General features: G+C 46.3%; 11 protein-coding genes. 8 read left to right on the top strand and 3 right to left on the bottom strand.

The window, feature by feature from the left end:
- The first annotated feature begins 17 nt into the window (after positions 1–17).
- Positions 18–2,945 carry a type I restriction endonuclease subunit R gene (locus tag C7R92_RS07565; protein ID WP_106833770.1) on the top strand — a complete coding sequence of 976 codons (2,928 nt, stop codon included), beginning with the start codon at positions 18–20 and terminating at the stop codon, positions 2,943–2,945.
- A 34-nt stretch (positions 2,946–2,979) separates the two neighbouring features.
- On the opposite strand, the gene C7R92_RS07560 is transcribed toward C7R92_RS07565, so the two are convergent.
- Positions 2,980–3,705, bottom strand: a complete 726-nt coding sequence (locus C7R92_RS07560) for a M48 family metallopeptidase (protein WP_106833769.1) — start codon at positions 3,703–3,705, stop codon at positions 2,980–2,982.
- Positions 3,706–3,873: 168 nt separating this feature from the next.
- Between C7R92_RS07560 and C7R92_RS07555 the strand changes: the two genes are divergently transcribed.
- The 3 genes from C7R92_RS07555 (at position 3,874) to C7R92_RS07545 (ending at position 7,194) form a co-directional block, all read left to right on the top strand.
- Positions 3,874–5,661: a DUF8090 domain-containing protein gene (locus tag C7R92_RS07555; protein WP_158265728.1), complete on the top strand. Its 1,788-nt coding sequence runs from the start codon at positions 3,874–3,876 to the stop codon at positions 5,659–5,661.
- Positions 5,662–5,687: 26 nt separating this feature from the next.
- Positions 5,688–6,602: a DUF5655 domain-containing protein gene (locus C7R92_RS07550; RefSeq protein WP_106833767.1), complete on the top strand. Its 915-nt coding sequence runs from the start codon at positions 5,688–5,690 to the stop codon at positions 6,600–6,602.
- A gap of 97 nt (positions 6,603–6,699) precedes the next feature.
- The gene (locus tag C7R92_RS07545; protein WP_035291419.1) at positions 6,700–7,194 is read left to right on the top strand and encodes a GNAT family N-acetyltransferase; all 495 of its coding nucleotides are present in this window, start codon (positions 6,700–6,702) and stop codon (positions 7,192–7,194) included.
- 502 nt (positions 7,195–7,696) lie between these two features.
- Here C7R92_RS07545 and C7R92_RS07530 read toward each other — a convergent pair.
- Positions 7,697–9,793 (bottom strand): sigma-54 interaction domain-containing protein, encoded by a 2,097-nt coding sequence (locus tag C7R92_RS07530; RefSeq protein ID WP_106833764.1) that lies wholly within the window; start codon positions 9,791–9,793, stop codon positions 7,697–7,699.
- A gap of 218 nt (positions 9,794–10,011) precedes the next feature.
- Between C7R92_RS07530 and C7R92_RS07525 the strand changes: the two genes are divergently transcribed.
- The 4 genes from C7R92_RS07525 (at position 10,012) to C7R92_RS07510 (ending at position 14,051) form a co-directional block, all read left to right on the top strand.
- Entirely contained in the window at positions 10,012–11,145 is a 1,134-nt protein-coding gene (locus tag C7R92_RS07525; RefSeq protein WP_106833763.1) for a M20 peptidase aminoacylase family protein, read from the top strand.
- A 30-nt stretch (positions 11,146–11,175) separates the two neighbouring features.
- Complete coding sequence (locus tag C7R92_RS07520; RefSeq protein WP_017249956.1) at positions 11,176–12,588, top strand: YfcC family protein; 1,413 nt, start codon at positions 11,176–11,178, stop codon at positions 12,586–12,588.
- Between the two features lie 164 nt (positions 12,589–12,752).
- Entirely contained in the window at positions 12,753–13,460 is a 708-nt protein-coding gene (locus C7R92_RS07515; protein ID WP_106833762.1) for an alpha/beta hydrolase, read from the top strand.
- 207 nt (positions 13,461–13,667) lie between these two features.
- Positions 13,668–14,051 (top strand): class I SAM-dependent methyltransferase, encoded by a 384-nt coding sequence (locus tag C7R92_RS07510; protein ID WP_244195681.1) that lies wholly within the window; start codon positions 13,668–13,670, stop codon positions 14,049–14,051.
- 171 nt (positions 14,052–14,222) lie between these two features.
- Here the strand turns inward: C7R92_RS07510 and C7R92_RS07505 are convergent, their stop codons facing one another.
- Positions 14,223–15,581, bottom strand: coding sequence for a TrkH family potassium uptake protein (locus C7R92_RS07505; protein WP_106833761.1), 1,359 nt, complete (start codon positions 15,579–15,581; stop codon positions 14,223–14,225).
- Positions 15,582–15,712 lie beyond the last annotated feature (131 nt).

Raw genomic sequence — 15,712 nt, 5'->3', positions numbered from 1 at the left:
ACTTGGAGGAAACGAAGATGAATCCTTTAGAATATTCGGAAGTCGAACTCCCCTTTATTGAGCAGCTACAACAATACGGCTATACATACATAAAAGGTACCCACCTAGAAAACGATCGTACATCAAAAGCAAGCCTCGTTCTTGAAAAACGCTTCGCCAGCGCCATTCAAAAGCTCAACCCATGGATTGACTCCACCAATATAGACCGGGTCGTGAAACAGTTCATCACCTTGCAAGCAGAAGACCTATGGCATGCGAATAAGACAATATTCGATTGGCTATTCGGCCAAGGCATATCCGTCATGCAAGACGTTGGGGCCGGTAAAAAAAATCAAACCGTCCGCCTGTTCGATTACGAGCAAGTGGAAAATAACGACTTTGTCGTCGCGGGCCAAATCACTTACGAAAATGCGGCAGGAAAAGTAATCCCCGATCTCGTCCTGTACATCAACGGTCTACCACTCATTCTGATCGAGTGCAAAAGTCCGAAGCTCCAAGCAGAGAAGCAGCTACCCGAAGGAGTTCGTCAATTTGAGCGCTATATGGAAACGAACGAGAAGCTGTTCTGGTATAACCAGATGCTCATCGTGACGAGTCGGGACCGGGCACGTGTGGGAACGATCTTTGCGAAACCACAGCATTATGGACTGTGGAAAGACCCGTATCCGTACACGTATGAAGAGAGTGGCAGTGATAGGGCCCAGGATGTGATGGTGTCGGGGATGTTGCGCAAAGAAGCGGTGCTGGATCTCATGCGCAACTTCATCGTATTCGATGGCAAAGTGAAAAAGCTGGCACGCTATCAGCAGTATCGAGCGGTCAACAAGACAATGGAGCGTATGACGAAGGAGAAGAAACCTTCCCTGCGAGGCGGTGTCGTCTGGCACACGCAAGGCTCCGGTAAATCGTTGACGATGGTCTATCTGGCGATGAAGTTACGCCGACAAGCAGCGTTGGAGAACCCGATGCTCGTCATCGTCACAGATCGTCAAGATTTGGATGATCAGATAACGAAGACATTTCAACAATCAGGTTTCCCCAATCCGACACAAGCCACGTCCGTAACGGACTTGAAGCTACAATTAGGAAAAGGACCGGGCACAACGGTCATGACGCTCATTCAGAAGTTCCAAGGCGACGAGGAAAAGGCATTCCCGATTATTTCTCAGTCCGAGAATATTATAGTCATGACGGATGAATCCCACCGTTCTCAGTACAAAGGGTTTGCGCTCAACATGCGCAAAGCATTGCCAAATGCGACCTTTATCGGATTTACGGGAACGCCAATCGATAAGAAGACGCGTTCGACGACGGGCAAGTTCGGTGGTTACATTGATAAATACACAATCGAACAAGCGGTTGAAGACGGTGCTACTGTCGCAATTCATTATGAATCTCGCTTGCCAAGCTTACATATGAAGGGCGATACGCTTGATGAGCTGTTTGCGCGTACCTTTTTCGAATATGATGAAGAGGCTAGAGAGAAGATGCAACAAAAATATGTCAATGACCAACTGCTGTTAACCGCACCAGAGCGGATGAAAGAAGTGGCATTAGACATCGTTCGTCATTTTGAATCTCGTATTCTTGTAAATGGTTATAAAGGCCAAGTCGTAGCAATATCCCGTACAGCAGCTACTGAATACAAGAAGCTCATCGACCAGTATGCGATGGGGCAGTTTGAGACGGCGGTCATCTTCTCAGCGGGGCAAAATGACACAGAAGAGCTCCGAAAGTATCACATCTCAAAGGAAGAAGAGAAGCAGCTTATTGAGCGATTTAAGAAGCCATTCGCCGAGGATAAGCTAGCGCTATTAATCGTCTGTGACAAGCTGTTGACAGGGTTCGATGCGCCGATTGAGCAAGTCATGTACTTGGACAAGCCGCTTCGAGAACATAATTTATTGCAAGCGATTGCCAGAACGAATAGGAAATACGATGCGAACAAGAAATATGGCCTGATTGTTGATTATTTTGGTGTCTCCCGATTCCTGGATCAAGCGCTCGAAATTTTTAGTGCGAACGATGTACAGGGGGCATTGCAATCGATCGATGATGAATTGCCGAGGCTGGAGCAGCGTCACCGTGCTACGATGCGTTTCTTCGATGGATTGGGGCCTGTGCAATGGGAAGAGAGTGTTCTACGATTGGTGGAGGAAGATGTCCGAGCAGACTTCGATATTGCTTACAAACGGTTTGCAGAGAGTATGGACAAAGTGATGCCGAGTCCGAAGGCGGAGCGGTTCCTACATGATCTCAAACGCGTCGGAACCATTCGTCAACTAGCGAAGTCCCGCTTCTCCATTGATGATGGTATGGATATTTCTGATTGTGGGGAAAAGGTTAGACAGCTCGTACACGACTATTTGCATGCAGCAGGTATTGATGCCAGAGATCCGGTGTCCATCTTGGATGTTTCCTTTCAAGAAGAATTACAGAAGAATACTTTACCAGAAACAAAAGCGGCACAGATGGAGCACGCGATTAAGAAAGAAATTTCCGTTCGTCTAGGTGAAGATGAGGTGTTCTATACATCTCTGAAGCAAAGGGTCGAGGAATTGTTGGCACGTTACAAGGAACGTCAACTCACGATCTTTGAGCTGTTAGAAAGACTAGATGCTGTCCGCGAAGAGATGGTGGACAAAGTAAGCGGTAAGACGGACAGTGGTCTATCGTACATGCAAGAGCCATACTACAACAAATTGTACGAAGTTTGTGAATCGCGGGCAGATTATGAGTTGAAGGAAATCGCGATTGAGGTGCAACAGTTCATCGAAGAACGTGTAACACCAATTAGTGATTGGACTTCCAAGACGGACTTTAAGCGCCAATTGACAGCCGATCTGAAGGTGAAATTGTTGAAGAAAATGATGAACATGAACGATGCTTCGATGCTGACAGGCTATTTCACGGCCCTGGCAGAAACACAATATGGAAAAAAATAACAAAATGACCAGCAACGAGCTTGCTGGTCATTGCTTATATATACAACGTATTGCCGTATAGACGAAGCCATTCTTTCTTCTCTTCATAGTCGGATAATAGCATCCGAACGGTGTCCCAATAGTCCTTGGAATGATTCATATGTTGGAGATGAACCAATTCGTGGACGAGTACATAATCGACAATGGACGCAGGAGCCAGAAAGATACGCCAGTTCAGCAAAATGGTTCCTGCTGGTGTACAGCTTCCCCAGCGTTGATCCTGATCCTTAACGACGATGGCCTTCGGTTGATGGGAGAACTTGATCGTGAATCTATTGATTCGTTCTTTGGCTAATGCAGATCCTCGATGCTTCACCCAGTCGATATACAAGGGCATGATTATATCTCGATGCTGGTGCTCAGCGATATCTTGGGGCAATCGCGCACGAAATTGTCCTTGATAGAAGCTTAACTTAGGTTCTTGTGTTCCAGTAGTCTTACACACTTTTAGCCGATATTGTCGACCAAGGTAGGGCAGCTTTTCACCGGATACGAACTTTCTCTGTAAGCTGTGTTGTTGCATTTCCTCGAAATGTAGCAGTTGAGTGCGTATCCAAATTCCTTTATGGTGTAATATCTGTTGAATCGCTTGATCTTCAGTATTGGAAGGAGCAACTACCTTTACACCGTGCTGATTGATGGATATGGTTACGGTTTTACGCCGATCGCTTCTCGTTATTTCGTAGTGAATCGCTTGAGAACCGAACTGAAAAAATGGCATGATGACTCCTCCTGTCACTGAATTATAGCAGTTGTGAATCGACCAATTCCAGCGAAATATCGTGTATAATAATACCAATTGAGGTAACTGAAAGTAGAATTATCTACATAGTACAAAACGAGCAAATACATAGAACTGAGGATATAGAAAGGGGAAATGAATCTCCATATGTCATCTGTATTTACATTCTTACAAGAGGTGAACGAGGGATTGTGTACTTTGGCGCTTCAAGCAGAAGCTGATGTGTGGAGCAATCCCCGTGCTACTCTTATTCAAGGCAGGTTATTTAGTGAAGAGATGGCGACGACAGTATCCAAGACGGAGAAGGTCGAGCCTATGTATAGTATTAAGTCGAACGAAAGGATACAGCTGCTCGCTCGTAGAGACATCATCTCAGAAGAGCTGAAGGAAAGTTTCGAGTGGCTGCGTAGGAACGGCAATATGGCCGCGCATGATGTGAAGCCTGTCCCACCTGACTTGGCGTTAACCGCACATCGGCAAATCTTTACCCTCGCACTATGGTTTGTAGAGTCATATGGATCGCTAGACATTGAACTTCCGACGTACGCAATGCCGACGATGCCTACAAGTGGTGACCACGAGCAGAGTGTGACAAAGCTGGATGTAAGTGAGCAGCTCGAACAACTAGTGAGCGCCCAGCTAGAAGCGAAGATTTTGCCCACGTTAAAGGAACAATTCAAGCATTTACATGATAAGATCACGCAAGTAGCGGGGATAGGGACTACCGTTTCTCAATCAGTAATAACGGGAGCGGTGGATGTTGGCGATTATTTAACGGGGCAAGGATTGACGACTATTGACAAGCGTCCGAATGGTGGAGCGCTGTGGGTTGTCGGTGGTTGGGAGCTCAAGGATGTATTGTTTGCACTGAAGTCTTACGAAATCCACTTTAAGTTCGCGAAGAACGGCAGTCAATCGACTAAGCGTAAGCCAGCTTGGTTTGTGTTGGGCAATGCAACCATACCAATCGCTACGCAGGAGAAAGTCTCAAGCACCCCAGTGGGTCCTGATATGGAGGAAGAAGTCGGAGCACAGCTACGTAAGTCTTTTCGAAACAAGGAGCTTATTTTTCCGGCGTCTATGATCGATCTAGGACTGGATGATATTGAGATTAGTGGTTGTACATCGTTGGTTCAGTATTTGAAGGAAGAATGTAACGTTACTACGATCCAAGAGCTGCCAGAAGATCTGACGACGATGACTGAGAAAATAAACGGAGTAGGACCAAAGACAATCGATCGATTCGTCAAGCAATTAGAAGAAGCGATTGCAGAAGAGAAACGACTGATCGGTTCGGGGAAACGAAAAGAACAGGCTGTCATTTCGTACAGGGAGCTCAAGAAGAAGTTTGGGCGTCGTCCTACATATATGGAGCTTCATCAGCATGCGAATGTGGATAGTCAGGAATACCGTCAGTTATTTGACTCTTACTATACCTTTTTATTGCAGGCAGGACAGTTGGACAAAGAAGAAGCTGCAATTGCGAAACGTTATACGAGTTGGCTGAAAGAAGTAGAGAATACGATTATTCGTAAAAGCTACAAAATGGTACTTTTGCAGGCGATGCTAGGGCGTGGTGCACACGACTGGATGAAGTCGATCACGGCTGAAGAAGTAGCACCGTGTTTCTATCAATATTACATGAATGACGAAATACGCAAGAGTGTCGACTTCTCAGATAACGAGACGCAAAAGCTCTGGGATGCTCCTTTAGAGCGCACTGCGCAGCTTATTGCTCGTATGCCTATGACCCATTGGGCGAAAGCAGCCAACAAGCTGCTCCAATATGCGGATGGTACATTCCAGATAAAATTCCCGATCCGAGAGACGGATGAACAATTGCTGTATAAGTGGACGAGGGAAATATGTGAATATCGACTGTACTTGTACTTTGAACGGAAAGCAACCGCTGTAAGTACGGATACTCAATCCTAATTATAGTGAGAAAGGTGCAATAACCGATGGGGGACATAAAGCTATTTCGTTTAACGGGTAGTGGAATAGAGGAACTGAGTGGTTACACGGTCACGGTAGAAAAGTCGTTGCAGACGTTGATGGAGAGAAATTTGGATGTGTTATTGGGGATTCGGTTTCTCGCTTCAGAATATTCGACGGGTAAGAAGCACCGGGGAAGAATCGATACGCTCGGTATTGATGAGAATAATTCACCAGTCATTATTGAATATAAAAGGGCGACTAATGAAAATGTGATCAATCAAGGTTTGTATTATCTAGATTGGTTGATGGATCATCAAGCAGATTTCATGGTGCTAGTCATGAATCGACTGGGTAGAGATATAGCCCAAGCGATTGATTGGAGTGCACCCAGACTTCTATGTGTAGCTGGAGGGTTTACCAAGTACGATGAGCACGCCGTACAGCAAATTAATCGTAATATTGAATTGTACACATATAAGCGATATGGAGACGAGTTGCTGTTGCTGGATCTTGTTAATGCGACAACAGCCCACGTGGAGTTAGACCATGAAAACCCATCCAATATCAAACCTTCATCCATATATAAGACTGTGTCAGAGTATCTAGAGCAAGCGAGCGAGGAGTTAGTGGATCGTTTCGAAGCGTTACGTTCCTTTATGCTGGCGCTTGGGGATGATGTGCAGATGAACACGCTGAAATACTATATCGCTTTCAAGCGGATTAAGAACTTTGCTTGTGTGGAAATTCATCCGCAAACGAAATGTATTACTATATATGTTAAAGTCAGTCCAGATGCGATTGAACTGGAGCCTTCGTTTACGAGAGATGTGCGTCAGATTGGTCATTACGGTACAGGTGATCTAGAGATTACGATTTCGAATGATGAGCAGCTAGCACGGGCGAAAGAGCTTATTCAGAAAAGTTACGAGATGAGCTAATTGTAATTTTACACTACCTTCACACGACATCCATTCCAGCTTTATACCCGTTTGCTACAGTGTAAATGTAAGAGCGAATGTACAGGAGGCGGGTAGGGTGGAAGTGCAGATTGAGCGCGTCGTAAGAGATGATTTTGCGGAAATGATTACGTTGGCGGATATGACATTACCCGATCGAATGAACTTACATGAGCTGAAAAAATATATGGAGCTGTTTCCTGAGCTGATTTTCAAGGCGACCTATAACGGCCAGCTCATCGGTTTTAGCTGCGCCGGAATTGATATGTACCAGACGACTGGCTGGCTTCTGTTCAGCAATGTGAGCAAGGAGTTTCAAGGTCAAGGCATTGGCAAACGGCTAATCGAAGCCAGACTGCAAGCCCTTCGCCAATTCCCGACACTTCGCACTGTGCAGGTCACGGTGAGTGAAACGAACGCATCCTCTATTCGCGCGCTGTCTGCCTATGGCTTCCGTCTCGCTCATGCTGAGCAGGATTACTACGGGCCGGGCAAGCATCGGAATTTGATGGAGCTACCAATTTTGCCTATCATTCAACCAGAAAAAATAGAGTCGTCCATCGTGACTACTTAGGTGGATTCATGAAAAAAGCGGAGGAGCTAAAAGCCTTGCCGCTTTTTTTTATAGGCTGGTATCGATGGTGTAGTGGAAGGAAGAAGTGCATTTCCAGTCTACGCTTCGGCCTACGCCCTGCTGAGGGCTGTTGCTGTCCGCTCCGAAATGAAGATCGGGAGCGCTTCAAACCAGAAATCGAATGCGTTTTTGTATGTAATAAAAGCTGAAATTCCCCGTTATTCATTTCTACGCTGGGTAGGGCTCCAGAGGCGCTTGGACTGGAAATGCACTTCTTCCTAAGTGGCTTTGGTCAAGACCTTGAAAGTGATTCGAGAAGTTGTAGTAAGTAAGCTACTTTGCACTGACATACAAAACGATTTAAGACATAAATGATAACACTGCTGTAAAGAAGTCCTGCCACATGTTTGGAAGGAGACCGCCCGAACGAAGAGAGGATACAGGCGACTGGAAAACATGTGGTAGGGCTTCGGGCTCCACATCTGTTGGAAGACAACTATAATTATCCCTTTTCCATAATCAGCAAAGCCGTCAACACCTGCTGCCCAAAAGCAGTAATCTGCGTCCCTTGCTTCTTAACGCCGATGGAGACACATCCAGCACGGTCCAGTGCGGTCAGCTTGTGCCTGATTTGGGCTTCAGTCATGGAGGGACTCTCCATTCTTGCGAGCAGGGCACTGCGTCCAATACGCTCCTGACGCTTGTAGCAATCGGACAGTACTTGCAGGATCGCTGCGTAATCTCCCAAGGAGCCTTGCCTGGACAAATACCGGATCGTATCTTCCAGCGTATCATCCCGGTGAGAGAGAAGGGGCGGAGTAGAGACATGCCCCGCAAAAAAACGCTCCGGCAAATGAGCTAATTCCACCTGATTCCCCTCAGCGATGACGACTGCATAGTGAATGAAATTTTCCAGCTCGCGAATATTGCCTGGCCAATCGTAACGGAGTAGCTGTTCCGTCACTTCCCGTGAGAAGGATAGACGCTGCTTTTTTTTCTGCAAGAAATAATCGATCAGCACCAAAATATCATCGGGACGATCACGCAGGGGCTGAATGTGCAGTGGCAGGACGTTCAGCCTGTAGTACAAATCCTCGCGAAATGTCCCTTTTTTGACCATTTCCATCAGGTTGCAATTGGTAGCGGCGATGACGCGGACATTGACTGGAATGACGCGATAGCCCCCTACGCGCATGACCTGCTTTTCTTGGAGAACTCGAAGCAGTGACGCCTGAATGCTAAGCGGGGCGTCCCCAATCTCGTCCAGAAAAATGGTCCCGTTGTGAGCCAGCTCGAATAGCCCCATCTTTCCGCCTTTTCGCGCTCCTGTAAAAGAACCTTCCTCGTACCCGAACAATTCACTCTCTACCAAGCTCTCGGTCAGCCCTGCAAAATTGACGGGGACGAACGGACCGTCACGACGCGTCGAGTGTTGATGGATGGCTTGGGCAAAAACTTCCTTCCCGGTTCCGTTTTCCCCTGTGATGAGAATCGTAAAATCGCTTTCGGCCAGCTTGGTCGCCACTCGTTTGTTGGCCTGAATGGACGGGCTTTTGCCGATGATACTGTCAAACGAATACTTGGTCATCAGTCCGAGATTGGCACTCTTCGTCCGTATTTCCTGTTCGATCTGCTGTACCTTTGTCACGTCCTGAAAGGTAATGACCGCGCCCAGAAACTGATCATCCAAGAACGTGGGAATCTTCGTCACCAAGAGGTACAAATCGCGGAATTCCAATACCTGCTTCGTTACTTCCATGTGTGATTCTACTACTTCCAGAATTAGGAATTCAGGAATGACCTCCGCTACATTTCGCCCGATGCAAGTGGTTTCAGACATATGCAAAATTTTCTCGGCTTCTTTGTTCAGCACAGTGATATTCCCTGTGGCATCTGTGCCAATGATGCCTTCATGTACGGCATTTAAAATGGAGCTCAGCTTTTCATTCAGCTTCCGCTCATTGTGTACCGAGTTGGTCAGCTTGCGCCCGATATGGACGAAATCGCTGATGAAGTCAGCCGTGTACAGGTTTGCCTTATCCGGAGAAAGATCAAGTAGGCGTGAAATATCAAAGATCGTCGTCAAATCCAAAGGGCGGTGCCCCAACTCAATGACGTTTTCAAAAAGAGCAGGAATTAGCTCCCTGAGTCCATGACAGACAGCAACATCGATTTGATCTTTTTCAGGAAGCGGAGTCTCGGTATCGGGTACGTACGGCACAAATGTCAGATGAGAGAATCCGAGATGAAACAATAGCTCAATCGCGCCTTCTACCATTTCGATGGAGTTGGAAACAAATAGACAGCGCGTTCCTGGCGGCAAATCCATGAGTTGATCCAATTTGTTAATGTCAATCGTGCGCCTTGCTAGCAGCACGGGGATGTCTGACGGAGGAACTGGCTGATCGTGCAAGAGACTCATGTCTGAAACGAGGATGAGATCAACTTCATCGTACACACTCGGATGAAGCCGTTCTTGCATATGGTTTCGAATGATGTCCAAGCGGTTGCCGAAAAAAGACGTGAGCGTGTTTGCAAACAGCAGGCTGATCGTCTCTAGTCGGGTCATCAACAAGATGCATGGTTTCTGTTTGATCATGATGGGACTCCTTTTTATCTGCCGAATAGCTTTTTTATTTAGGTGGAAATATTGGATTAGATATCTGTAAAAACCAACCTATATTATAACCTAAAAATCCGAAATTGTTCAGAAATGCTTAACTTTTATAATAATATAGTTTTGGCACAATTCTTGCTATACATCCGGTAGAGCAAAGAGAGATACTTGAGAAGACATCAGGGAGGATGATGGATCGGATGAATCCGTTCTTATATATGGACGAGCATCGCGACGAAATAGTGCGAACATACAAAGAGTTGCATCAATTAGCGGAGCCGAGCTGGCACGAGGAAAAAACGGCGAGATATTTGCGGGAACGCTTGGAGGCGGCCGGAATTGCCGTCACATGCTTCGAAGGGCATCACGGCTTTTATGCAGAGATTCCTGGAGAGAGTGCTGAAATCGTGGCTTTGCGCGCGGATATGGATGCACTCGTGCAGGAAGTGGACGGCGTAGTGAGACCGAATCACTCATGCGGACACGATGCTCACTCGACACTGGCTCTCTACAGCGCCCTTGCGATTCAAGCAAGCGGAGTGGTACCGCCGAAAACGATGCGCTTTCTGTTCCAGCCTGCTGAAGAGAAAATGGGCGGAGCCTTGCAGATGATGAAGGATGGCGCTCTGGAAGGCGTGACAAAGCTGATCGGCGTTCATCTCCGTCCGGAAATGGAAGTGCCGTATGGGAGCGCTGCTCCGGCGATTTTGCATGGATCATCCAGCTCCATCAGAGGGACGATTACAGGTCTGCAAGCACACGGAGCACGTCCGGCGCTCGGGAAAAATGTCATCGAAGCCGCTTCGTTTTTGGTTATTGCGTTGCAAAACATTCGCCTGGAAGACGGATGCTCTTTTTCCGTGAAGATGACCCAATTGCAAGCAGGGGGAGAAACGGTGAACGTCATTCCTGATCGAGCGACCTTTAGCCTCGATGTACGTGCACAGTCCAATGAAGGCATGGCAGAATTGCGGAGAAAAACCGAGCATGCCATGAGTCAGACTGGGGCTTTGATGGGCATGGATGTGGAGTGGGAATGGTCGGGAGTCACACCGGCTGCGGTCGCCAATGCGAACATGATCCAAGTAGCTAAAAAGGCAATTGGGCAAGTATTGGGTGAGGACAACATTGCCGATACATGTGTGACGCCAGGCGGAGAGGACTTCCATTTTTACACGATTCACCGCCCAGAGCTGGCTACGACGATGATTGGTCTGGGATGTGGGCTCACGCCAGTCTTGCATCATCCACAGATGACTTTTCAGGCGGATGCCTTGATTTATGGGGCAAAAATCATGACAGCTGCGATTTATGAAGCTGCCCAACATTCTTAGAGAAGCGCTACACACGCAGGGGGTTACCTTATGACAGAGAGCAAGCAACTAAAAAAGAAAAGCTTATTTCGGCTAGACGCCTATGTCCTTTTGTTTTGCATCTTACTTCTATGTGCGTTGGCTACCTATGTGGTCCCGACAGGAGAATTTGACCGTGTAAAAAACGGCAATGTGACGACGGTTGTCCCGGGCAGCTATCATGCGGTGGAGCCGAATCCTACGGGCTTTATCGAGTTTTTTACCGCGATCCAGACAGGGATGGTCAAAGGCGCGCCGATCATCTTCCTCGTTTTGTTCACAGGCGGTGCCTTAGCTGTTTTGGATAAGACAGGTGCACTCAACGCAGCGATTCTGACTATGGTACGAAAATTAGGAAATCGAGAGTGGCTGCTGGTTATTTTGATCACCTCCGTCTTTTCCGTATTGGGTACGTTGGGTGTCATCGTCAACTCCGTCATTGCTTTCGTTCCGCTTGGCATCATGATTGCGAGAGCGATGAAAATGGATGCGATCTTCGGTGTGGCTCTGATTTATTTGGGTGTGTATGCCGGATTCAATACGACAATTGCCTTTCCAGGAACGCTGGGCTTGTCCCAACAAATTGCGGAGCTGCCGCTGTTTTCAGGTATCGGCTACCGTACCATCATTTATGTTACGTTTGTGATCGTAACCATTCTGTACATCGGGCGTTACGCGCGGAAGGTTCGTCAAAACAAGAGTATCTTGGGGGACGAGCTCTTTCCTTCAGATAGTGGCTCAACCACGATGGAAGCAGACACGAAAAATGTTGATTTTACAACCCGTCACAAATTGATCTTGGCGTTTACGGGGATCGTTCTGATTGGTTTTATCGTCTGCACGATCTTGTTCAAATGGGACGTAAACGAGATGTCCGGAATCTTTATTTTCATTGCGATCGGAGTAGGCTTGCTCAACAAGATGAGCGGCAACGATATCGCCAAAACATTCTTAAAAGGCTGTCAGGGCCTGATTTATGGGGCTTTGATTGTCGGAATGGCACGTGCGATCACGGTCATTTTGGAAGATGGGAAGTTCCTTGATACCATCGTGTACGGGCTTGCTACCATTCTGGAGCCGCTGTCACCGATGGCAGGTGCAATTGGGATGTTCCTCGGAAGCGCCGGGCTGCACTTCTTGATTTCGTCCGGTTCAGGTGAAGCCGTTATGCTGATGCCGTTGTTGGCACCATTGTCTGACCTGATGGGCATTACGCGCCAAGTGGCAGTAGAGGCTCTGATGCTCGGAGAAGGTGTGGTCAACTGCATTAATCCGACCTCAGGTGTTCTGATGAGTATTTTGGCGATGAGTGGCATTTCCTACGGCAAGTGGCTGAAGTTCATGCTTCCGCTCACAGCGGTATGGACAGCTCTCTCCATCGTGTTTATCGTTATCGGGGTATTGATTAACTGGGGCCCGTATTAAGTCGACATTCGATGACAAGGAAGAGGCTGTCCAAAAAGTCCATTTTAGAGTAAATTGCACTGAAATGAAAAACCCCAGAATGCTGATTTTACGGCATTCTGGGATTTTGCTTTTTTTACATTTGGAATGACGAATTATTTATATTTTATGGAGGATAAATTGTAATGATAAAAAATAATTTTAAAATAGAAAACATTCCAGCGATTTTGTGGGGTGACAAATCAGATAAGTTATTTGTGGTGGTGCATGGTAACATGTCAAATAAGGCAGATGACTCGATTATTGTATTTGCAGAAGAAGCAACAGCACTAGGTTATCAAGTGCTTAGTTTTGATTTACCTCAACATGGTGACCGTAAGGATGATACTTATCTTTGCAAAGTTCAAAACTGTGTTCAAGACCTTAATACAATTATGACCTATGCAAAATCGTTATCCAATAATATAAGCATTTTTGCTTGTAGCATAGGAGCATATTTTAGCCTATTAGAATATAGCCATGAGCCGTTGAAGCAGTGTTTGTTTCTCTCTCCTGTGGTAAATATGGAACGTATCATAAATAATATGATGACATGGTTTAACGTAAGTGAGAGTAGACTAAAAATAGAGAAAGAAATTTCTACACCTATTGGACAAACTCTCTATTGGGATTACTACTGTTATGTGAAAGAACATCCTATTGTTGCTTGGAATAATCCAACTTCCATTCTCTATGGTTCAGAAGATAACTTATGTGAGTTTGACGTTGTATCTGAATTTAATAAACGTTTTAACTGTAATTTGCAAGTAATGGAGAATGGAGAACACTATTTCCATTCTGAGGAACAGTTGCAGTATTTCAGACAATGGCTGAAAAAACATATTTACGTTTAATGATAATTTAATTTCAAACATTGTTTTAAAACATCGCCTTTCATTAAAATTCTTCACGCGCATAAACTGTGCAACGACACATCATTTTCGAAGGCAGAAAGTGGGGAAGTTCACCCTGAGTACGGAAAATCAATCCGCTTTTGATTATCGGAATACTGGGAGGATCATTACGCTTCGGGTGGAAATTCTGGACTTGGCTCCTATGGCGTGCTAGCTCTTTTTAAAGCAGAAGTCATCAATGAATACATCAAGGAGCAGCAAGTGAAAAGCGTCATTGAATTTGGCTGCGGAGACGGCAATCAACTTCTCTTTATGAAATATGCCAATTACTTGGGGTTGGACATTTCACCGACTTCGGTACAGATGTGTGCCAGAATGTTTGGGAAGGATTCGTCGAAAAGCTTTCTTTTATACCATCCGAAATCCTTTTACAATCAAGGATACTTGAAAAGTGATCTGGTCGTTTGCCTGGATGTGCTGTATCACATTATCGATGAGGAAGACTTCGAGAAAACATTGGATGACATCTTTTCTTGCGCCAAAAAGCATGTCATTCTCTACACGAAGGTAACGGATGGGACAGAGTCGTAAGTCGTCGATATGATCAAAGACCGAGACATCTTGCACTACTTGTAAAAGTACAACGATTTCTCCGTTACGCGAAAGATTGAACAGAAATACCCAGACCTGTCTTCTGCAAGCTTTTTGATTCTAGAAAAAAATCCCCCAACGGCTACATAGCTTTGGGGGATTTCCTTTCCTCTATTGACCAATGATGATGCGTTCTTTTGGATAATGATAGCGTACGATCCGGTCATTGCGCTTCAAGAAGAGGAGCAAATTGATAATCCCGATACGTCCGATCATCATCGTAATAATCAGAATGAGCTTGCCACCTACGCCCATCTGAGCTGTAATCCCGGTAGACAATCCGGTCGTACCGAAAGCAGAGCAGACCTCGAACAAGACGTGCTGGAAAGGTAAATCCTCCAGCCAGACGAGCAGCATGACCGCTGTGAACACCATGATAATCGCGATAAAAAAGACGATGAAGGAGCGCTGAATGTCCTCATCAACCAGCTCTCTTCCGAACACCTTTACTTCCTTGTAGCCACGCATGTTGGCAAAAACCGAGGCAATCAGGACGAAGAACGTCGTGGTCCGTATCCCCCCGCCCACGCTGCTCGGGGAGGCGCCAATGAACATCATCCCGGAGAGCATGATGAGTGTCGCGGTCGACAAGAGGCTGATATCCATCGTAGCCAAGCCGCCACTACGCGAAGAGACGGAGTGGAACAACGAATAGAACAGCATTTCATGCCAGGTCTTATCGGCCAAAAACTGATTTCGCTCAAAAACGAAAATGAGCAGGGCGCCAATGACGATCAAGGAAAAGAACGTCAGTGTCGTAATCTTGGTGAAAAGTGAAAAAGTAAAACGCACTTTTGCATGGCGATAGGAAAAGTACGTTCTCAGCTCTACGAGTACGGGAAACCCGATCGCTCCACAAATTATCAAGATCATCGTGATGGTCTGAAACACGTAATCGTGGGTAAAATCGAGCATGGAATTTCCGTGCAGGTCAAACCCGGCATTCGTAAAAGCACTGACAGATGCAAAGTAACCGTGGTAGAACGCGATGTACCAATCGTCGTAGTAGCCGGCGTAAATAAAATGACAGCCTAACAGGATGGTTCCCACCAGCTCAATCAAGAGCGCAATCACGAGAATATTGCGCATCAGGTCGACCAAACCGGACAACGTGGAGCGGTTGTGGTCCGTCGCGATCCAGATGCGCTGTTCCAGACCGATTTTATGGCCCATGAGTATCCAGATGAACGTTCCGAGTGTCATGATTCCGACCCCACCAACCTGGAAGAGCAACGTAAGAAAGAGAACCCCCCACTGGTTGAAAACTTCATGAATCGTAATGACAGTAAGCCCGGTAACGCTGATGGCACTCGCCGCGGTAAACAAAGCGTCAATAAAAGAAAGAGAGACTCCCGGCAAGTGAAAAAATGGCAATGACAGAAGAAACGCTGAGATCAGGATGAGCCCAACGTAGGCGAACACGATGATTTGAACAGATGTCAATCGTCGCTTTTGATTGGAAGATAACAAAATAAATGGCCTCCTGAATGAGCTTCATGGGGATAATCATACCAAATAAATGAAAGGAAGCAAAAGCGCGGAAAAGATCAGTTGACAATGTATCCGCAAGAATGGTAAAGTTCAGAATGTATTTATTGGAA

Origin of the sequence: Brevibacillus porteri, assembly GCF_003013475.1 — a bacterium.
GTDB lineage: Bacteria > Bacillota > Bacilli > Brevibacillales > Brevibacillaceae > Brevibacillus > Brevibacillus porteri.
The sequence above is the reverse complement of the archived record's forward strand: the minus strand, read 5'-3'. Positions and strand labels throughout refer to the sequence as shown.

Coding starts and splice junctions, on each gene's coding strand:
- C7R92_RS07565 (WP_106833770.1), top strand. CDS start 18: ATGAATCCTTTAGAATATTCGGAAGTCGAACTCCCCTTTATTGAGCAG.
- C7R92_RS07560 (WP_106833769.1), bottom strand. CDS start 3,705: ATGCCATTTTTTCAGTTCGGTTCTCAAGCGATTCACTACGAAATAACG.
- C7R92_RS07555 (WP_158265728.1), top strand. CDS start 3,874: ATGTCATCTGTATTTACATTCTTACAAGAGGTGAACGAGGGATTGTGT.
- C7R92_RS07550 (WP_106833767.1), top strand. CDS start 5,688: ATGGGGGACATAAAGCTATTTCGTTTAACGGGTAGTGGAATAGAGGAA.
- C7R92_RS07530 (WP_106833764.1), bottom strand. CDS start 9,793: ATGATCAAACAGAAACCATGCATCTTGTTGATGACCCGACTAGAGACG.
- C7R92_RS07525 (WP_106833763.1), top strand. CDS start 10,012: ATGAATCCGTTCTTATATATGGACGAGCATCGCGACGAAATAGTGCGA.
- C7R92_RS07520 (WP_017249956.1), top strand. CDS start 11,176: ATGACAGAGAGCAAGCAACTAAAAAAGAAAAGCTTATTTCGGCTAGAC.
- C7R92_RS07515 (WP_106833762.1), top strand. CDS start 12,753: ATGATAAAAAATAATTTTAAAATAGAAAACATTCCAGCGATTTTGTGG.